This is a genomic window from Lysinibacillus sp. CD3-6, assembly GCF_006351725.2.
In the GTDB taxonomy this organism is placed as follows: domain Bacteria; phylum Bacillota; class Bacilli; order Bacillales_A; family Planococcaceae; genus Lysinibacillus.
Map to the genome: position 1 here is coordinate 725,622 of NZ_CP085880.1, position 20,614 is coordinate 746,235.

Consider the following 20,614-nt stretch of genomic DNA (forward strand, 5'->3'; position numbering starts at 1 on the left):
TATGAAACAATGGCAAAAAACATTAGTTAATCAAAATCATACTTTACTAGATACTATGAAAATTATTGATGATTCTTCCTTGCAATTTGCAGTAGTTGTGGATGAAGAACAACATTTACTTGGGACTGTCACAGATGGGGATATTCGTCGTGGTATTTTGCGAGGCGAGGGTCTCGATGTAACCATAACATCTATTATGAATCCAAATCCAATAAGTGCGAGAAGCGGTCAAAAATATCACAAATATAAGCAAATAATGAAATCCAAAATGCTTAAGCAGTTACCTATAGTAGATGATAATAATAAAATTATAAATATACTTTTCGCAGATAATATTGAAACTTCAATAAACAAAAATACAGTTATTTTAATGCTTGGCGGGTTAGGAACAAGGTTGCGACCGTTAACGAACGATACGCCAAAGCCGATGCTTAGAGTTGGGAATAAGCCTATTTTAGAAACAATAATAGAAGGTTTTAAACAATATGGTTATACTAATTTTATCTTTTCTGTAAATTACAAAAAAGAGGTTATCCAGGACTATTTCCAAAATGGACAAGCATTTGATGTAACAATTGAGTATATTGAAGAAGACAAGAAAATGGGGACTGCTGGAGCACTTTCATTACTAAAAAATAGACCGACAAAACCGTTTTTCGTGATGAATGGAGATTTGCTAACACAAATTAATTTTGATCAACTTATGCAATTTCATATGGAGCATGAATCTGTAGCAACGATGTGTGTAAGAGAATATGAATATCAAATCCCATATGGAGTTATTGAAACTGATGGTACAGATTTAGTGACAATAAAAGAAAAGCCAATTCATCGTAGTTTTGTAAATGCGGGAATTTACGTACTAAATCCTGATGTAATTGATTATATTCCTCAAGATAAATTTTATGATATGCCTTCTCTATTTGAGAAATTGATTGAAAAAAATAGTAAAACTTCTGTATTTCCAATTAGAGAATACTGGCTAGATATAGGGCAAATAGATGATTTTAATAAAGCCAATAATGAGTTTAAGGAGCTTTTAAATGAAGCCTAAAGTTTTAGCAATTATACCTGCACGTGGAGGTTCAAAAAGTGTACCACGAAAAAATATTAAAGAGTTAGCAGGAAAACCATTAATTGCATGGACAATTGAAGAAGCAAAAAAGTCTAAATATATTGATAGAGTTATAGTTTCATCAGAGGATGAAGAAATCTTACAGATTGCCCGTAAATTTGGTGAAGAAGTTCCTTTTGTAAGACCGGCTAATCTAGCAGAAGATACAACTGCTGGAATTGAGCCCGTATTACATGCTTTAGACCATTTTACTGACTACGATTATGTTGTTATGTTACAACCAACATCGCCTTTGCGTTTAGTTGAAGATATTGATGGATGTATAGAACAGCTTTTACAAGAAAAAGCGGAATTTAGTGTTAGTGTATGTGAAGTAGAGCAATCACCTTATTGGATGTATACGGTAGATAATACTGCTAAAATGCAACCGTTATTGAAACAACAATCTTTAATAACAAGACGTCAAGATTTGCCTAAAGTATATACGTTAAATGGAGCTATATATTTAGCTAATACTAGTCTTTTAAAACAAACAAGAAACTTTTTAACTGAAGAAACAAAAGCATATGTTATGCCAGTTGAGAGATCGTATGATATTGATACTGAAGAGGATTTTAAGATTTGTGAGTACCTTTATATGAAAATCTAATACAAACTATCAAATAATTTATTATAAAAAGAGAGAATTTAGGATGTGTAATAATGAGACCAATTTTAATACCAGAGTATTTTTCAGATTTTAGTTGTATTGGTGGTGCATGTGAGGATACTTGTTGTGCAGGATGGAATATAACAGTAGATAAAAAGACTTATCAAAATTATCGTAAAGTAAAACATCCAGAAATAAGTGAAAAGTTACAACATTATGTGAAACGTAATCGAAAACAAAATGATGATTCGAATTACGCAAAATTACTTTTAGACGAAAATAAGAATTGTCATATGATGTTAGAGGATGGGCTATGTGGTATTCATAAAGAATTGGGTGAACAGTTTTTATGTAACACTTGTGCTACTTATCCAAGACAATTTACAAAAGTGGGTTCCTTTGTCGAAAAAAGTTTAACTTTATCATGCCCTGAGGCAGCAAGAGTCGTTCTGTTGCGTGAAGACGGTTTAGGTTTCATTGAGACTGAGGAGCCTAAAGACACTCGTGGATTGATAGGTAGTGAACTTAATTTAAATAAACATCCACTGTTTTGGGATATAAGAGTTTTTACTATTCAACTAATGCAAAATCGTAAACAACCTATTGAAATCCGATTAATAATTTTGGGTCTATTTATTCAAAAAATTGAGCAATTAAAGCAAAGTGACTTAGAACAACAATTACCTATAATTATGGAAGACTATTTAAAACGTTTAGATAACGATGAATTTATTGAATCTTTAAAAAATGTTAATGGGAACTTGAATTTCCAGCTGAATTTAGCTAGAGATTTAATACGTTATCGCATGTCTGTTGGCTCATCGGAAAAATATTTAACCATTCTATATCAACTAATAGAAGGTTTATTATTAGAAGAAGACGAAAATAAAGAAGTGCAGGATATGGATCAATCGATTGCTAAATATAATCAAAGCTATCTAGAATTATATGAACCATTTATGAAAAAGCAAGGCTATATGCTTGAAAATTATATCGTCAACTATGTATTTAAAAATCTATTTCCGTTTGATTATAATACAATGTTTGAAAGCTATATGATGCTTGTTATTCACTTTACACTCATTAAATTACATATGATTGGGATGGCTGCGAAACAGCAAAAATTAACCCAAGAAATGGTTATTGAATGTATACAACAACTTGCAAAAGAAATTGAACATAATTCTACTTATCTACAAGGTGTTCGTAAAGGTATGGAGGACTCTGGTTATACAACGATGGGACATATGTTTGTAATGATTAGTAAATAATTTTAATTAGTTGTTTTTACTTCTGAAAGAATACTTAAATAGATTAATTTGTGAAAAACCTCTAGTTTGATGTCTGCTAACGGGAGGTTTTTTTTTATGAGAAATGTATCTACATTAGTTGTTTACTGTAAAAAGGTGAAATATTTCTAATAACTTCCGATATTAAATATAAGAACAAGAAATGTTTAGGAGGTTACATATTATGCGTATTGCAGCTCAAGGACAATCTACAGATGTAGGAACTGCAGCTTCATCAACATTTTCTAAAAAGGTTGGTTCGGAGGAACTCCCGATGACAACTGTTAAATCGCAGTCTGTAGTGCAATCAAAAGAACTACCAACTGCTGAAGACCAAGAAATATCAAAAGACAAGCTGCAAAATGTCGTAGACACTGTAAATGAGTTTTTACAAGTAAATCATAATGCTTCTAAATTTGTATTGCATGACGGTTTGGAACGTTATTTCGTACAGGTTGTAAATACTCAAACAGATGAAGTCGTAAAAGAGATTCCCCCTAAAAAACTTTTAGACGCATTTTATGAAATGCAAAAGTTATTAGGAATGATTGTAGACGAAAAGATATAAGTGTATATAGGAGGAAGATAGAATGGTAAATAGAATCGGTGGATTAGCTTCAGGAATGGATATAGATGCATTAGTAAAAAAATTAATGACTGCGGAGAAAGCACCATTAAACAAGTTATATCAAAAGAAACAAACGTATGAGTGGCAGCGTGACGCATATCGTAGTGTGAATACAAAATTAAAAACATTTGATACTTATATTGCTGATAATTTAGTTTTAAAAAGTTTCCTTTCGAAAACAGCAGCTAGTTCAAACTCTAATTTAGTATCTGCTACTGCAACTGGAAGTGCTGCTGGTTCACTTTCAATCGAAGGGGTTTCTCAATTAGCAACAGCGGCTCGTAAAGTTGGTGATCAAGTAAATGCTATCGGTACGACAAAAATGTCGGATTTAGGGGCAACAGGGACGATTGAATTTAAAGCTATTCAAAGCAATGGTCAATTAGCAAGTGAAGCAACAAAAATTGAAGTTACTTCTGATATGACTGTAAACCAGTTTATTAGTAAAGTGAATTCTAGTAATGCGGGGATTAACGCCGTATTTGAAAATGGTCGATTCTCATTTACTGCCAAAAACACTGGTGATGTTAAAGGTGAGGATGAAATCCAAGTTACAGGTGGAGTAGATATTTTCAATAAGTTAGGATTTGCTGATCCTAGTAAAGTCCAAAATACAGAAGGAAAAAATGCTATTTTCACTGTGAATGGTATTGCAACAGAAAGAACAACAAATACGTTTAATATTTCAGGATATAATGTTACGTTAAAAGAAACATTTAACGGTGTTCAAACAATTGCAGATAAATATAAGGCTGCTTTGGAAGAATTTAAAAATGCTACTACTAATTTAGCAAATAAACAAGCAAACCTTGCAAATAAACAAGGGGCTTATGGTGCTAGTGATATTAATAGTTACACAGCAGGACACAACCAAGCTTATACAGATGCTTTCGGTAGTTCGTTAACTTTGTCACAACAAGTGCAATATAATAAACTAGGAAACGCTTTTTGGAAAGGTTTAGCAGACGATGAAGCTAGTTTCATTAATGATAAATTATCTGCAGGTCAATCAGTTGCGGATATGAGGAAGGCAATAGATGAAAGTGGTATGAGTCCTGAGAAGATAGAAAAATTCCAATCTTTAAAAGATGATGAATTACAAGCTTTATCTTCACTTGATACAACGCAGTTAAAAGCATTTAAATCTCAAGCTGATTACGCACAATATGGTACTAAATTAAAAGATTTTGATTCAAATGCTATTGATGCTCTAAAACGTTTCCCATACAACAGCAATGATTCAATTGACAAAATTCATAAAGATATTGACGATAATGCGGAATTTTCACAAGAAGTAAAAGATGCATTAAAATCTTTAAGTAAAGATGATTTAACTAATATAATAGCAACAGATTCGGCAACTTTAAAAACTTATCAAGAAAAAGCTCAAGCTGATGATTTAAAAGAAAAGTATAGCCAATTAGGTGATGCTGTATTAAAAGGTTTACAAGATGGTAGTATAAAAGAAGAGAATTTATCAGATGACCAAAAAAAGGTTTGGGATGGTTTAACAGCGGATCAAAAAAATAAATTTTATGCGCTAGCGGATCAAAATGTTAAACGATCAGAGTACTTAATTGCAACTGCTGAAGAAAAAGCCGCTGTTACACGCTTAAATGAAGCTACTAATACGCAAAATACGGCAAAAGCAGATGCTGATGCAGCTGGTATTTTAAAACCTGATGGTACTATAGATGATACGAAAGTAAATGACGCGCCAAAAGCACAAGCCGTGACAATGACATCGACAACGAATGTTGACGACATCATGACAAAAATAAAAGAATTTGTTACGACTTATAATGGATTAATCAAAGATTTCAATGATCAAACCAAAGAAACAAAATATCGTGACTATACGCCATTAACAAGCGAGCAAAAAGAAGAAATGTCCGAAAGTGAAATTAAACTTTGGGAAGAAAAAGCGAAGAGTGGTCTACTTCGAGGTGATACTCTTATAAGAAATGGCTTGTCAAATATGCGTTCATTAATTTACCAATCAAATCCAGCGATTGATGACTCTAAGTATAATACACTTTATAGTATTGGAATAACAACGACAACAAGCTATAGCGATGGCGGAGCATTGCAAATTGATGAAGCTAAATTACGTAAAGCGTTAGAAGAAAATCCAGATGCAGTCGAAAAACTCTTTAAAAATAGTGAAGGTAAAAAAGAGGATGTAGTGGATGGAAAAACAGTCGATACACGTGGTTATTTAGAAAAATTACGTGAATCGATGAAATCTTTAGAAATGAATATTGAGAAAAAAGCTGGACGTTCTACGATGACGGATTCTCAATATGTAATTGGGAAAAACCTTATAGATACAGAAAGTCGAATTAGCACTTGGAAGAGCAAACTTGAGGATATTGAAGCTCGTTATTGGAAGCAATTCACAGCGATGGAACAAGCAATTAATAAAGCTAATTCACAATCAAGCTTGTTTGCTCAAGGTTGATAAAGTTTTTAATTTGGCAAGGTAGGGGAAGTTTATGCAACTAACAAATCAACTATTGCAGGCGTCTGCGAATCTATATAAATTATTAGGTGATATCCCAAAAGGCGAAGATCGTGATGACTATGTGGATACTATTAATAATATGTTGGACAAGCGTGGAACGATTATCAATGGATTGAAACAAGAAGGTTTTCATTATGATGAACAAGATCGCGTTCATCGTACTTTGCTTGAATTAGATAATGGCATTAAAGAACGATTGGCTGCTGTAATGAGCGCAGTAAAGCAGGATATGGCAAACCTTCAAAAAACGAAAAAAAGTGAAGTGCAATATTTTAATCCTTATGGTAATGTCCGTGTGATGGACGGGATGTATTACGATAAGAAAAATTAATTTCTCTATTAGCTTTTCTTTGTTTAATGGTTTAAAATAGTAAATAAGTAACATCTAAAAGGAGTTGTCCTTTATTGGCAGCAAATTTAACAGCACAAAACGCGTATAAGCAAAATAGTGTCACAACTGCTTCACCTGGTGAGCTAACATTAATGCTTTATAATGGATGCTTAAAGTTTTTAAATAAAGCTAAACTTGCGATTCAAGATAAAAATATTCAAGACAAAAATACAAATTTGATAAAAGCTCAAGCAATCATTAGTGAGCTTATGGCGACGCTTAATATGGATATTGAAGTGTCGAAAAATATGTTAGCACTCTATGAATATATGAATCGTCGGTTAGTAGAAGCAAATATCCAAAATGATATTAGCATTATTGAAGAGGTTGAAGGCTTAGTGACGGAATTTCGAGATACTTGGAAAGAAGTTATTCGCATTAATCGACAACAACAATTCGGTAATGGGAATAACGGACAAGTTTAATAAAAAATTAGAGACCATCGCTTGATGATGGTCTCTTTTGTTTATTAGACAAATTATGCAAATAAAAAAACGAAAAAGTTATTAAGATTATACAAAAATCGACAAGAGGAACTTTACATATAGTCATAAATTAGGTGATTTAACGGTAAAATATGTTACTAATTCCCTCTAGATGAAAATCATGTATTCATGTCATAATCAAGCTAACTATATGTTTGAAAAGTATTGGGGTGGGGAAAATGATATTTAAGCGTCAAGAAGGCTTTCGTTTTAAATTTGACGAGCCTGTTAATATGACTTTTGCGATATATGAGAATGGAAAAGTGAATCATGCGCAAACTGCAATGGCGGATTTATTGGATATCAGTCCAAGGGGTTTAAAGATGTTTACTGAGGTCGATTTAGGTTTACGTCCTTCTCCTCTTGATTTGCGATTTGTTCTAGATACAAGAGAAATTCGAGTATATGGTGAAGTTATTTGGAGCCGTCCTTATGGGAATGGGAAACAATACGGTGTATTTTTCAATAATCAAGGCGCTATTGAGGATTTGATTGTTGACGAGCTGAAATTGCGTCGTAAAAAAGAAGCGGCAGAAGCAAAAGCTAAAAAAATTAATTCTTAAAATTTATTGTGAAAAAAAGAATTATTTTAGAGGAATTTCACACACTTGTGTAGAAATAAGAAGTATAGCAGTCATAAAGGAGGAGTTTACATGTTAAACTTTAACATTCGTGGTGAAAATATTGAGGTAACGCCAGCTATTCGAGAGTATGTTGAAAATAAAATCGAAAAAGTTGAACGTTATTTTAACGAAGATGTTAACGCCAATGCTAACGTAAATTTAAAGGTTTATAATGACAAGCAAACAAAAGTGGAAGTTACGATTCCAATGAAGAACTTAACACTTCGTGCAGAAGAACGTCATAATGATATGTATGCTGCAATCGACTTAATTGTTGATAAATTAGAGCGACAAATTCGCAAGCATAAAACAAAAGTAAACCGTAAATTCCGTGAGCGTGAAGGTGCAGGACTTTATTTTGCTATAACGCAGGCAGCAGCTGATACTGTAACAGAGGAAGACGAATATTCCATTGTACGTACTAAACAATTTGATTTAAAACCGATGGATCATGAAGAAGCGGTTTTACAAATGAACATGCTAGGCCATGATTTCTACATCTTTACTGATGCTGAATCAAACGGTACTAACATTGTTTACAAACGAAAAGATGGCAAGTATGGCTTAATTGAAACAACTTAAATAAATAATTAAGAACCCTCTTCTAATGAGGGTTCTTTTTTTATCCTAATTTAAAGGAAGGTATATTGTACTTTTGAAAATGTAGAACTAATGTGTTGAGGCTTAGTAGGATAATGGAGCTTTACATAATATCCAGAGGCTAGATGAAATGCATTTCAATCTAAATGAGTTTGGTATTTTTCCTTTCCTTAATCTAAGGGGATAATATCGAGAACTTCTCATACTTATAGTAGAAAAATATAAAAGCAATTTTTTATAAGTTTTTGTTGACTATTAAATATATAACATGATAATATTTAATCCTGTCGTAAAACACCGATTAATTATATTGATGAAATATTAATTAAATGAAAGTGTTGACAGATAAAGTATTATCGTGGTATATTAAAACTCCTGTCACTTAGACAGCGAAAACAACTTTTAAAAAAGTTGTTGACAAACACAATAGTATTTTGATATAATAATTGTATTGCTGCTGAAACGCAGTGCAACATGAACCTTGAAAACTGAACAAGCAAAACGTAATCAATATAGTTTTTAGTAGCTAACTTCGTTAGTGAACGAAACAAAATTTTGGACATCAAAATTGATGCCAGCAAAACAATTTGAGCTAATCAAATTTCTTTTATGGAGAGTTTGATCCTGGCTCAGGACGAACGCTGGCGGCGTGCCTAATACATGCAAGTCGAGCGGACAGATAAGGAGCTTGCTCCTTTGACGTTAGCGGCGGACGGGTGAGTAACACGTGGGCAACCTACCCTATAGTTTGGGATAACTCCGGGAAACCGGGGCTAATACCGAATAATCTTTTGTCTCTCATGAGACAATTCTGAAAGACGGTTTCGGCTGTCGCTATAGGATGGGCCCGCGGCGCATTAGCTAGTTGGTGAGGTAACGGCTCACCAAGGCAACGATGCGTAGCCGACCTGAGAGGGTGATCGGCCACACTGGGACTGAGACACGGCCCAGACTCCTACGGGAGGCAGCAGTAGGGAATCTTCCACAATGGGCGAAAGCCTGATGGAGCAACGCCGCGTGAGTGAAGAAGGATTTCGGTTCGTAAAACTCTGTTGTAAGGGAAGAACAAGTACAGTAGTAACTGGCTGTACCTTGACGGTACCTTATTAGAAAGCCACGGCTAACTACGTGCCAGCAGCCGCGGTAATACGTAGGTGGCAAGCGTTGTCCGGAATTATTGGGCGTAAAGCGCGCGCAGGTGGTTTCTTAAGTCTGATGTGAAAGCCCACGGCTCAACCGTGGAGGGTCATTGGAAACTGGGAGACTTGAGTGCAGAAGAGGATAGTGGAATTCCAAGTGTAGCGGTGAAATGCGTAGAGATTTGGAGGAACACCAGTGGCGAAGGCGACTATCTGGTCTGTAACTGACACTGAGGCGCGAAAGCGTGGGGAGCAAACAGGATTAGATACCCTGGTAGTCCACGCCGTAAACGATGAGTGCTAAGTGTTAGGGGGTTTCCGCCCCTTAGTGCTGCAGCTAACGCATTAAGCACTCCGCCTGGGGAGTACGGTCGCAAGACTGAAACTCAAAGGAATTGACGGGGGCCCGCACAAGCGGTGGAGCATGTGGTTTAATTCGAAGCAACGCGAAGAACCTTACCAGGTCTTGACATCCCGTTGACCACTGTAGAGATATAGTTTTCCCTTCGGGGACAACGGTGACAGGTGGTGCATGGTTGTCGTCAGCTCGTGTCGTGAGATGTTGGGTTAAGTCCCGCAACGAGCGCAACCCTTGATCTTAGTTGCCATCATTTAGTTGGGCACTCTAAGGTGACTGCCGGTGACAAACCGGAGGAAGGTGGGGATGACGTCAAATCATCATGCCCCTTATGACCTGGGCTACACACGTGCTACAATGGACGATACAAACGGTTGCCAACTCGCGAGAGGGAGCTAATCCGATAAAGTCGTTCTCAGTTCGGATTGTAGGCTGCAACTCGCCTACATGAAGCCGGAATCGCTAGTAATCGCGGATCAGCATGCCGCGGTGAATACGTTCCCGGGCCTTGTACACACCGCCCGTCACACCACGAGAGTTTGTAACACCCGAAGTCGGTGAGGTAACCTTTTGGAGCCAGCCGCCGAAGGTGGGATAGATGATTGGGGTGAAGTCGTAACAAGGTAGCCGTATCGGAAGGTGCGGCTGGATCACCTCCTTTCTAAGGATTTTAACGGAATGTTTCGTTTAGGACGAAACAATGATTACGTCTTTGCTGTTCAGTTTTGAAGGTTCATTCTTACGAATGAAATACTTCAAAATTTGTTCTTTGAAAACTGGATAAAACGACATTGAAATTGTAACAAACACATTTATTTTTTTAAGTTTTTTATAGGCTTAATAACTAGGTTAAGTTATTAAGGGCGCACGGCGAATGCCTTGGCACTAGGAGCCGAAGAAGGACGGCACTAACACCGATATGCTTCGGGGAGCTGTAAGTGAGCTTTGATCCGGAGATTTCCGAATGGGGGAACCCACTACGTTTAATCGCGTAGTATCTTGACGTGAATACATAGCGTCTTGAAGGCAGACCCAGGGAACTGAAACATCTAAGTACCTGGAGGAAGAGAAAGAAAAATCGATTCCCTGAGTAGCGGCGAGCGAAACGGGAAGAGCCCAAACCAAGAGGCTTGCCTCTTGGGGTTGTAGGACACTCTATACGGAGTTACAAAGGAATGAGTTAGATGAAGCGACTTGGAAAGGTCCGCCAGAGCAGGTAAAAGCCCTGTAGTCGAAAGTTTATTCCCTCCAGAGTGGATCCTGAGTACGGCGGAACACGTGAAATTCCGTCGGAATCCGGGAGGACCATCTCCCAAGGCTAAATACTACCTAGTGACCGATAGTGAACCAGTACCGTGAGGGAAAGGTGAAAAGCACCCCGGAAGGGGAGTGAAAGAGATCCTGAAACCGTGTGCCTACAAGTAGTTAGAGCCCGTTAATGGGTGATAGCGTGCCTTTTGTAGAATGAACCGGCGAGTTACGATTACGTGCGAGGTTAAGCTTTAGAAGGCGGAGCCGCAGCGAAAGCGAGTCTGAATAGGGCGAATTAGTACGTGGTCGTAGACCCGAAACCAGGTGATCTACCCATGTCCAGGGTGAAGGTGAGGTAACACTTACTGGAGGCCCGAACCCACGCACGTTGAAAAGTGCGGGGATGAGGTGTGGGTAGCGGAGAAATTCCAATCGAACTTGGAGATAGCTGGTTCTCTCCGAAATAGCTTTAGGGCTAGCCTCGTGATGAGAATACTGGAGGTAGAGCACTGTTTGGACTAGGGGGCCATCCCGGTTTACCGAATTCAGACAAACTCCGAATGCCAGATATTTATACACGGGAGTCAGACTGCGAGTGATAAGATCCGTAGTCAAAAGGGAAACAGCCCAGACCACCAGCTAAGGTCCCAAAGTAATCGTTAAGTGGAAAAGGATGTGGCGTTGCACAGACAACCAGGATGTTGGCTTAGAAGCAGCCATCATTTAAAGAGTGCGTAATAGCTCACTGGTCGAGTGACGCTGCGCCGAAAATGTATCGGGGCTAAACGATTCACCGAAGCTGTGGATTGACATCTACGATGTCAGTGGTAGGAGAGCGTTCTAAGTGCGTTGAAGTCAGACCGGAAGGACTGGTGGAGCGCTTAGAAGTGAGAATGCCGGTATGAGTAGCGAAAGACGGGTGAGAATCCCGTCCACCGTATGACTAAGGTTTCCTGAGGAAGGCTCGTCCGCTCAGGGTTAGTCGGGACCTAAGCCGAGGCCGATAGGCGTAGGCGATGGACAACAGGTTGATATTCCTGTACCACCTCCTCACCGTTTGAGAAATGGGGGGACGCAGTAGGATAGGGTAAGCGCGCCGTTGGTTGTGCGCGTCCAAGCAGTAAGGCGTGTGTGTAGGCAAATCCGCACACTGTAACGTTGAGCTGTGATGGCGAGTCCGTATGGACGAAGTTCCTGATTTCACACTGCCAAGAAAAGCCTCTATCGAGGTGAGAGGTGCCCGTACCGCAAACCGACACAGGTAGTCGAGGAGAGAATCCTAAGGTGTGCGAGAGAACTCTCGTTAAGGAACTCGGCAAAATGACCCCGTAACTTCGGGAGAAGGGGTGCTCTTGAGCGTGCAAGCGCACGAGAGCCGCAGTGAATAGGCCCAGGCGACTGTTTAGCAAAAACACAGGTCTCTGCAAAACCGTAAGGTGACGTATAGGGGCTGACGCCTGCCCGGTGCTGGAAGGTTAAGAGGAGTGGTTAGCGCAAGCGAAGCTGCGAATTGAAGCCCCAGTAAACGGCGGCCGTAACTATAACGGTCCTAAGGTAGCGAAATTCCTTGTCGGGTAAGTTCCGACCCGCACGAAAGGCGTAACGATCTGGGCACTGTCTCAACGAGAGACTCGGTGAAATTATAGTACCTGTGAAGATGCAGGTTACCCGCGACAGGACGGAAAGACCCCGTGGAGCTTTACTGTAGCCTGATATTGAATTTTGGTACAACTTGTACAGGATAGGTAGGAGCCAGAGATCTCGGAGCGCCAGCTTCGAAGGAGGCGTCGGTGGGATACTACCCTGGTTGTATTGAAATTCTAACCCATGCCCCTTAGCGGGGCAGGAGACAGTGTCAGGCGGACAGTTTGACTGGGGCGGTCGCCTCCTAAAAGGTAACGGAGGCGCCCAAAGGTTCCCTCAGAATGGTTGGAAATCATTCGTAGAGTGTAAAGGCACAAGGGAGCTTGACTGCGAGACCTACAAGTCGAGCAGGGTCGAAAGACGGGCTTAGTGATCCGGTGGTTCCGCATGGAAGGGCCATCGCTCAACGGATAAAAGCTACCCCGGGGATAACAGGCTTATCTCCCCCAAGAGTCCACATCGACGGGGAGGTTTGGCACCTCGATGTCGGCTCATCGCATCCTGGGGCTGTAGTCGGTCCCAAGGGTTGGGCTGTTCGCCCATTAAAGCGGTACGCGAGCTGGGTTCAGAACGTCGTGAGACAGTTCGGTCCCTATCCGTCGTGGGCGTAGGAAATTTGAGAGGAGCTGTCCTTAGTACGAGAGGACCGGGATGGACACACCGCTGGTGTACCAGTTGTCTTGCCAAAGGCATCGCTGGGTAGCTATGTGTGGACGGGATAAGTGCTGAAAGCATCTAAGCATGAAGCCCCCCTCAAGATGAGATTTCCCATTACGCAAGTAAGTAAGATCCCTCAAAGACGATGAGGTAGATAGGTTCGAGGTGGAAGTGTGGTGACACATGGAGCTGACGAATACTAATCGATCGAGGACTTAACCAAAAAGTTTGAAACATTCAATGAACCGTTTATCCAGTTTTGAAAGAATAACATCTTTCAATTAAATATAAAGTCTAGTGATGATGGCAAAGAGGTCACACCCGTTCCCATACCGAACACGGAAGTTAAGCTCTTTAGCGCCGATGGTAGTTGGGGGCTTCCCCCTGTGAGAGTAGGACGTCGCTAGGCAAAAAAGTAAGCAGAGGATTTAAACCTCTGCTTTTTTTTATAATTTTCTACTGCAAGATTACCTATTTTCTTTTATATAGAGCTGTCTTGCCGATTATTGAAGAATGAACAGGGATTGCAAATAAGAACAAAGCGTTTAAGAGGAGAATGGCATTGTGTTGATTTGTTAATCAAGATGAACTTGCTATGAGATGGATAGGTTAAAGTTACTTGACATGGAGGCAGGCATTTTTAATGCAGATGTGTAGTCAATTGATAAACGACTAAATTATTTTCTTTTTCATTTGTAATACCCTCGTCTTACGCTTAAAAGGTAAAAAAAGGTCGTAAAATGAACTTATTTTGCGATGTTTTGTACCTTACTATAGGACACTGTTTGCATGAAACTGTTACACAATGGTAAAATGGAATTTGAGACTCGTATAGGAAGTGAAAAATATTCATGGCAAACCTATTAAATAAATTATTTGATTTCAATAAACGTGAGTTAAAAAAATTAGAAAAAATCGCTGACCAAGTTGAGGGATTCGCTTCTCAAATGGAACAGCTTTCAGATGAGCAACTACAAGCGAAGACAGAAGAATTTAAGAAACGTTATGCAGATGGCGAAAAATTAGATTCCATTCGTGCTGAAGCTTTTGCAGTTAGTCGTGAGGCGTCGAAGCGTGTATTAGGAATGTATCCTTTCCGCGTGCAAATTATGGGTGCTGCTTCACTTGATGAAGGTAATATTTCAGAGATGAAAACGGGTGAAGGTAAAACGTTAACTGCTACTATGGCGGTTTATTTAAATGCGATTACTGGTAAAGGCGTGCATGTTGTTACAGTCAATGAATATTTGGCTAGTCGTGACGCTGCTGAAATGGGACAGCTGTACAATTTCTTAGGGCTTACAGTAGGCTTAAATTTAAACAGCTTATCAAAAGAAGAAAAGCGTGCTGCATATGATGCAGATATTACGTATAGTACAAATAATGAATTAGGATTTGACTATTTACGTGACAATATGGTGCTTTATAAAGAAGAACGTGTTCAACGTCCACTTCACTACGCTGTAATCGATGAGGTTGACTCGATTTTAATTGATGAGGCACGTACACCATTAATTATTTCGGGACAGGCTGGGAAGTCAGCGCAGTTGTACAAGCAGTCTAATGCGTTTGTACGTATGTTAAGTGCTGATACAGATTACACGTATGAAGAATCGACAAAGGGCGTTACGTTAACGGATGCAGGTGTAGAAAAGGCCGAAAAAGCATTCGGTATCGACAACTTGTTTGATTTAACACATGTACGTTTAAATCATGCCATTAACCAATCGTTAAAGGCGCATGTGAGTATGCATAATGATGTTGACTATGTTGTGCAAGAAGGCGAAATTGTTATCGTTGACGGCTTTACTGGTCGTTTAATGAAGGGACGTCGTTATTCTGATGGTCTCCATCAAGCAATTGAAGCTAAAGAAGGCGTTGAGATTCAAAATGAGTCGATGACGATGGCTACAATTACGTTCCAAAACTATTTCCGTATGTACCAAAAGCTTGCGGGTATGACGGGTACTGCGAAAACAGAAGAAGAAGAGTTCCGTAATATTTACAATATGAGCGTTATTGCAATTCCTACGAATAAACCAATTGCACGTGATGACCGTCCAGATTTAATTTTTGCTTCAATGGAAGGGAAATATAAAGCTGTAGCAGCGGATATTGCTGAGCGTCATAAGGCTGGTCAACCAGTACTTGTAGGTACAGTTGCGATCGAAACATCTGAAATTATTTCACAGTTACTTGATAAACATAAAATTCCTCATAATGTACTGAATGCGAAAAATCATGAGCGTGAAGCAGAAATTATCGCAAATGCCGGTTCAAAAGGTGCCGTTACGATTGCAACAAATATGGCTGGTCGTGGTACTGACATTAAACCTGGTGAAGGTGTATTAGAAATTGGTGGTTTAGCTGTAATTGGTACGGAGCGTCATGAATCACGACGTATCGATAATCAGCTACGTGGACGTTCTGGTCGTCAAGGGAACCCAGGGGTTACGCAATTCTACCTGTCGCTTGAAGATGAATTAATGCGCCGCTTTGGCTCTGATAATATGAAGTCTATGATGATGCGTCTTGGTATGGATGATTCACAACCATTACAATCGAAAGTTGTATCAAGAGCGGTAGAATCAGCGCAAAAACGTGTTGAAGGGAATAACTTCGATGCACGTAAACGTTTACTACAATATGATGATGTTTTACGTCAGCAACGTGAGATTATTTACAAAGAGCGTTATGACGTTTTAGAAACAGAAAATATGCGTGAACTTGTAGAGTCAATGATTCAGGAAACAATTGATAATATTGTCGGTCTTTATACACAAGGTGAGCAGCCAAAAGATTGGAACTTAAAAGCGATTGAGGACTTTGTGGCAGCTAACTTACTAGAAGAAGGCACATTAAAAGTAGCAGACTTCCAAGGTAAAACTGCCGAAGAAATTAATTCGATTATTTCTGATGCTGTACACCAACGCTATGATGAAAAAGAAGCAGAGCTTACACCAGAGCGTATGCGTGAATTTGAGAAGGTTATTTTATTACGTTCAATTGATACGAAATGGATTGATCATATTGACGCAATGGATCAATTACGACAAGGGATTCATTTACGTGCATATGGTCAAAATGATCCGCTACGTGAATATCAACAAGAAGGTTTTGCGATGTTTGAGGATATGGTCGCTTCAATTCGGGAGGATGTAGCGAAATATGCGATGAAAGCAGAAATCCGCAGTAACTTAGAACGTGAAGAGGTTGCGAAAGGTCAAGCTGTGAATCCGAAAGAGGATGGTTCTCCAGCACCGAAGAAACAACCTGTACGTAAAGCTGAAAATATTGGACGTAATGATTTATGTCCATGTGGTAGTGGAAAGAAATTTAAAAACTGCCATGGTGCAGGTCAATAAAGATACGAAAAGATCAATTCAACGAAAAGTTGAATTGATCTTTTTTTGCCATGGAAGAAATAATGCCAAAATCTGAATTAATAGACAATAGACAACCGAAAGTATACAATAATTGTAACAATAGGTATTTAGTTCAACGAAAGTAATGAGTATAGCAGATTATTTAAATAAATAGTAAGACACTTTCATATGAATTTACTTTCTTTGACAAAAGGGGAGGTGAATTTATGCGTTAGTTGAATCAAATTCTCGAGTAATGTAGTTTTAGCAGACGTGCTCGAGGAAGTACATAGATATACCAATAAACATGTACATTCCTTTTTAATTCACACGATAAACATGATTTAAAGGAGGAGTAATCATTGCATTATAATTGTGAAGACATTATGAGTAGTGAAACAATGTTGTATATGCCTGAGTATGATGCCTTTGGAAATTTATGTACGAGAGTTATTGAAAGAGACTATCAATATATATCCAAATTATCTCCTACAAGATTAATGGATTTTAATCTCCGTTATTTTGGTTCGAGCTTGCGAGGGGCCTTTGATGGTTCAAAGATGATCTTAGGTAAGCTCAATAAAAATCCCATTGTTGTTCATGAACGGTTTAATATTTTGTGGTTCCCTAGTAAGTCACCATTACATCCAGAGTGTATTTGGTTTGCTGTCCATCATATAGATGATTATATTGCTATTGGTAAAAAGCAAACAAAGGTTGTATTTATGAACGGTCAAGAAATTATTGTGGATGTGAGTCCGAAAGCATTTGAATATCGTATTCAGAGAGCTTTTTTATTAAAATACAAACTTGAAAAACGAACAAAACATTTACTTGTGCAGTTTGATCGTGTCAAAGTATTTCAACGAATGGCAATTCGCTCTAAGATAGAGGATGAAACGAAAAAAGATGAATGCTAGAAAACAGAAGCAACGGACTATCCAATAACTGTTCTTAAAATTATTAGCTAATTAGAAATCCAATTAATAAATACAGAGGGGTGTAGGCTTTGATGATTTATTATGAAACGATTTGTATTTGCTGTAAAAAACAATTTAAGCTTTTAGAAGGAACGCGGAAATATCAGCTTTATAAAGTGGATCGCAATAGACGATTGACATGTGAGCATTGTGACCAAAAAATTCATGCAGAAGCTCGGAAAAGTTTACTTGCCAAACTAAATTGAACATAAAAAATAGTAGTATAAGCTAAGTGCTTTGTACTACTATTTTTTATGGATCATGGATTGGCGTATTGAAAAAATTATGTTTTCCGCTTGAAAAACGCTATAATAGAATAATACGGATTTTACTTGTAATATCCATTAAATATGTTCGGAGGATTTAGCAATGATTGAATTAGCAGATGTACGTAACGCGTTAGACACTACAGCCAAAAAATTGGCGGACTTTAGGAGGTCTCTTTGACTTAGAAAACAAAGAGGCACGTATTCAAGAATTAGATGAAATGATGCTAGAGCCAGGCTTCTGGGACGATCAACAAGGAGCACAGGTAGTCATCAATGAAGGTAATGGCTTAAAGGCTATTGTGAATGAATATAAAGAGTTAGTAGATACACATGAAAATTTAGATATGACACTAGAGTTATTACGTGAAGAGCCCGATAAGGAATTACAGGAGGAGTTAGGTAGTGAGCTTGCAGAATTCCAACAAAAAATGGGCGATTTTGAATTGCAATTACTATTAAGTGGTCCATATGATCAAAACAATGCGATTTTAGAGCTCCATCCTGGTGCTGGTGGTACAGAGTCTCAAGACTGGGGTTCTATGTTATTACGTATGTATACACGTTGGGCTGAAAAACGCGGATTTAAAGTAGAAACAGTCGATTATCTTCCTGGTGATGAAGCGGGGATTAAATCCGTTACACTATCTATTAAAGGGCATAATGCGTACGGTTACCTGCAGGCTGAAAAGGGTGTACACCGTTTAGTACGTATTTCACCGTTCGACTCTTCTGGTCGTCGTCATACATCATTCGTTTCATGTGATGTCATGCCTGAATTCGATGACAATATTGAAGTAGATATTCGTACAGAGGATTTAAAAATTGATACGTACCGTGCAACAGGCGCAGGTGGTCAGCATATTAATACAACCGATTCAGCTGTTCGTATTACGCATATTCCGACTGGCACTGTCGTTCAATGTCAGGCAGAGCGTTCACAAATTAAAAACCGTGAAAAAGCAATGACGATGTTAAAAGGGAAATTATATCAATTAGAAATCGATAAGCAGCAAGCACAACTTGATGAAATTCGCGGTGAGCAAAAGGAAATTGGCTGGGGCTCTCAAATCCGCTCATACGTATTCCATCCATACTCTATGGTTAAGGATCACCGTACAAGTGAAGAAACAGGGAATGTAGGCGCAGTAATGGATGGAGATTTAGATCCATTTATCAATGCATATTTACGTTCTAAAATTTAATGATAAGTGCCAGTCACTCAAACAATTCAGAATTTTGTTAGTAAGGTTATCAAACAAAAAACCCACAAAGCATTCAGCGGGAATGCACCCAATGTAAGACGTAACAAACGGCGCCACAGCGACGGTTACGGCTTACGTGTGTGCCCGCGGAAAGCGAAGTGGGTTTTTACGCTTTAGAAGTACAATGCATAGAATGGCACAGGAACTCCAGCTATGCAATATCCTCCTAGGCACTGCTAGTAGAACATTAATATATATATTTCCTAAGTAAAAACCCACGTAGACTCCTGCGGGAACGCACAGAGCGTAAGACGTAACAAACGGCGCCACAGCGACGGTTACGGCTTACGTGTGTGCCCGCGGAAAGCGAAGTGGGTTTTTACGCTTTAGGAAGAGTCACATGAATAGAGCATTTTTTGTGACAGCTCCTACTAACCCTAACAAGTAGATATTTTATTAATACTCAAGTGAACCTTCTCATTAAAATGGTGGATGATACGGAGCATCATGGCTAAGTTGTTTACGCTCACCCATATAATGTTTATAAAGCATGGAAGCATTCACAAATTGTTTACTAATCGAAGCATATTTAATAGGCAATTCAATTTCCATATCATTTTTCAATGTAATAATACAGCCTTCATTACTTGGTGAAATATTTGAAATAGCATGAAGCCCAATCCAAATATTGTGTATAGAGTTTGGTGAATAGGTCGGTAAAAAAATACATGGAAAGCCATAATCATATGCGACGACTATGGGAAGCTTATGTTGATTACCAAAAAAACGCTTTGCTGAATGTTTTGCCGCTTCATAAGTCGTGCCTAATGAGATGCAAGATTTGCGTAAAACATGCAAAGGTTTGCGTGTCACAATAAGCTCATTATGCTTGTCGATAACTCGAGTAAAAACTTTAGATTCATGCTGAATCGGTTGTAATAAATAAGTATTGAAAGAAATTAAATAACCATTCACATAATTTGATGACATATGTAAAAACCTCCTTTTGATAGTGATTATTTGTAGTGTAAATGACAAAAATACAATCTGGAAATATAGATTTAAGCTTAAAATATATAGAAATTTGATGCTTTTTCCTAAGGGATTTGCTCGAAATTACGCTATAATTCTAATAAATAATAGATGATTTTTATTTGTTTAGCGTTGCATTTTAATCTAAATTTTCTTATAATTTAGAAAAGGATCGAGGTGAGATCGTTGGATAAATATTATTCGTACACAGATTTTCTAAAAGCCGTTGGTCAGTCCAAAAAAATTGATGAGGCAGAGAAATTATTGAACGAGATTTATTTAGATTTATTTTTAAATCATATCCAGCGTATACATCGTGAAGAACAGCTAATGGTTCTGATAGATAGAACACTCGATGAACGAGATAAAAAAGCTTTTCACTTATACGCAACTGAACTAGAAGCTTTACACAAAGTAGCAAGTGAATAATATGATAAAACCGCTCTCCACTAC

Annotated in this window: 15 protein-coding genes and 3 rRNA genes; 17 read left to right on the forward strand and 1 reads right to left on the reverse strand. The window is 38.4% G+C overall.

Features of this window, described 5'->3' with window-relative positions; genetic code table 11:
* Position 1: 1 nt before the first annotated feature.
* From FH508_RS03270 to prfB, 16 genes are all read left to right on the forward strand, one after another.
* The gene (locus FH508_RS03270; protein ID WP_173479674.1) at positions 2-1,054 is read left to right on the forward strand and encodes a nucleotidyltransferase family protein; all 1,053 of its coding nucleotides are present in this window, start codon (positions 2-4) and stop codon (positions 1,052-1,054) included.
* Entirely contained in the window at positions 1,044-1,724 is a 681-nt protein-coding gene (locus FH508_RS03275) for an acylneuraminate cytidylyltransferase family protein (protein WP_173479673.1), read from the forward strand. Before FH508_RS03270 ends, FH508_RS03275 begins: the two co-directional genes overlap by 11 nt.
* A 53-nt stretch (positions 1,725-1,777) precedes the next feature.
* Positions 1,778-2,995, forward strand: a complete 1,218-nt coding sequence (gene fliB / locus FH508_RS03280; protein ID WP_173479672.1) for a flagellin lysine-N-methylase — start codon at positions 1,778-1,780, stop codon at positions 2,993-2,995.
* Positions 2,996-3,197: 202 nt separating this feature from the next.
* On the forward strand, positions 3,198-3,581 hold the full coding sequence (locus FH508_RS03285) for a flagellar protein FlaG (protein WP_173479671.1): 384 nt from the start codon (positions 3,198-3,200) through the stop codon (positions 3,579-3,581).
* Positions 3,582-3,603: 22 nt separating this feature from the next.
* Positions 3,604-6,102: a flagellar filament capping protein FliD gene (gene fliD, locus FH508_RS03290; protein ID WP_173479670.1), complete on the forward strand. Its 2,499-nt coding sequence runs from the start codon at positions 3,604-3,606 to the stop codon at positions 6,100-6,102.
* Between the two features lie 34 nt (positions 6,103-6,136).
* Positions 6,137-6,496 (forward strand): flagellar protein FliT, encoded by a 360-nt coding sequence (locus tag FH508_RS03295; RefSeq protein ID WP_173479669.1) that lies wholly within the window; start codon positions 6,137-6,139, stop codon positions 6,494-6,496.
* 74 nt (positions 6,497-6,570) lie between these two features.
* A complete protein-coding gene (gene fliS / locus FH508_RS03300; protein ID WP_173479668.1) occupies positions 6,571-6,981 on the forward strand; it encodes a flagellar export chaperone FliS in 411 nt (136 codons plus the stop codon).
* Between the two features lie 239 nt (positions 6,982-7,220).
* The gene (locus tag FH508_RS03305; protein ID WP_173479667.1) at positions 7,221-7,604 is read left to right on the forward strand and encodes a PilZ domain-containing protein; all 384 of its coding nucleotides are present in this window, start codon (positions 7,221-7,223) and stop codon (positions 7,602-7,604) included.
* A gap of 90 nt (positions 7,605-7,694) precedes the next feature.
* A complete protein-coding gene (gene hpf / locus FH508_RS03310; protein WP_173479666.1) occupies positions 7,695-8,246 on the forward strand; it encodes a ribosome hibernation-promoting factor, HPF/YfiA family in 552 nt (183 codons plus the stop codon).
* A gap of 624 nt (positions 8,247-8,870) precedes the next feature.
* Positions 8,871-10,422 (forward strand): 16S ribosomal RNA (locus FH508_RS03315).
* A 186-nt stretch (positions 10,423-10,608) separates the two neighbouring features.
* Positions 10,609-13,536 (forward strand): 23S ribosomal RNA (locus FH508_RS03320).
* Between the two features lie 70 nt (positions 13,537-13,606).
* Positions 13,607-13,722: ribosomal RNA gene (rrf, locus tag FH508_RS03325) — 5S ribosomal RNA — on the forward strand.
* Together the 16S, 23S and 5S rRNA genes form the textbook arrangement of a ribosomal RNA operon.
* 442 nt (positions 13,723-14,164) lie before the next feature.
* Positions 14,165-16,678 carry a preprotein translocase subunit SecA gene (gene secA, locus FH508_RS03330; protein WP_173478114.1) on the forward strand — a complete coding sequence of 838 codons (2,514 nt, stop codon included), beginning with the start codon at positions 14,165-14,167 and terminating at the stop codon, positions 16,676-16,678.
* A 362-nt stretch (positions 16,679-17,040) separates the two neighbouring features.
* Entirely contained in the window at positions 17,041-17,598 is a 558-nt protein-coding gene (locus FH508_RS03335; RefSeq protein ID WP_228134368.1) for a competence protein ComK, read from the forward strand.
* Positions 17,599-17,687: 89 nt separating this feature from the next.
* Entirely contained in the window at positions 17,688-17,864 is a 177-nt protein-coding gene (locus FH508_RS03340) for a hypothetical protein (RefSeq protein WP_173477680.1), read from the forward strand.
* A 163-nt stretch (positions 17,865-18,027) separates the two neighbouring features.
* Positions 18,028-19,129 (forward strand): peptide chain release factor 2 gene (prfB, locus tag FH508_RS03345; protein ID WP_217270185.1). Its coding sequence is split into 2 segments (ribosomal slippage): positions 18,028-18,102 and positions 18,104-19,129, totalling 1,101 coding nucleotides; the frame shifts between segments, so codons are not numbered across the junction.
* A 480-nt stretch (positions 19,130-19,609) separates the two neighbouring features.
* On the opposite strand, the gene FH508_RS03350 is transcribed toward prfB, so the two are convergent.
* Positions 19,610-20,119, reverse strand: a complete 510-nt coding sequence (locus tag FH508_RS03350) for a competence protein ComK (protein ID WP_173478113.1) — start codon at positions 20,117-20,119, stop codon at positions 19,610-19,612.
* A 228-nt stretch (positions 20,120-20,347) separates the two neighbouring features.
* Between FH508_RS03350 and FH508_RS03355 the strand changes: the two genes are divergently transcribed.
* Positions 20,348-20,590 (forward strand): IDEAL domain-containing protein, encoded by a 243-nt coding sequence (locus tag FH508_RS03355; RefSeq protein ID WP_173478112.1) that lies wholly within the window; start codon positions 20,348-20,350, stop codon positions 20,588-20,590.
* Positions 20,591-20,614 lie beyond the last annotated feature (24 nt).

Bases quoted from the DNA above. Each gene is read 5' to 3' on its own strand.
- FH508_RS03295 (WP_173479669.1), top strand. From the start codon at position 6,137: ATGCAACTAACAAATCAACTATTGCAGGCGTCTGCGAATCTATATAAA.
- secA (WP_173478114.1), top strand. From the start codon at position 14,165: ATGGCAAACCTATTAAATAAATTATTTGATTTCAATAAACGTGAGTTA.
- FH508_RS03350 (WP_173478113.1), bottom strand. From the start codon at position 20,119: ATGTCATCAAATTATGTGAATGGTTATTTAATTTCTTTCAATACTTAT.
- FH508_RS03270 (WP_173479674.1), top strand. From the start codon at position 2: ATGAAACAATGGCAAAAAACATTAGTTAATCAAAATCATACTTTACTA.
- hpf (WP_173479666.1), top strand. From the start codon at position 7,695: ATGTTAAACTTTAACATTCGTGGTGAAAATATTGAGGTAACGCCAGCT.
- fliB (WP_173479672.1), top strand. From the start codon at position 1,778: ATGAGACCAATTTTAATACCAGAGTATTTTTCAGATTTTAGTTGTATT.
- FH508_RS03305 (WP_173479667.1), top strand. From the start codon at position 7,221: ATGATATTTAAGCGTCAAGAAGGCTTTCGTTTTAAATTTGACGAGCCT.
- fliD (WP_173479670.1), top strand. From the start codon at position 3,604: ATGGTAAATAGAATCGGTGGATTAGCTTCAGGAATGGATATAGATGCA.
- FH508_RS03275 (WP_173479673.1), top strand. From the start codon at position 1,044: ATGAAGCCTAAAGTTTTAGCAATTATACCTGCACGTGGAGGTTCAAAA.
- FH508_RS03285 (WP_173479671.1), top strand. From the start codon at position 3,198: ATGCGTATTGCAGCTCAAGGACAATCTACAGATGTAGGAACTGCAGCT.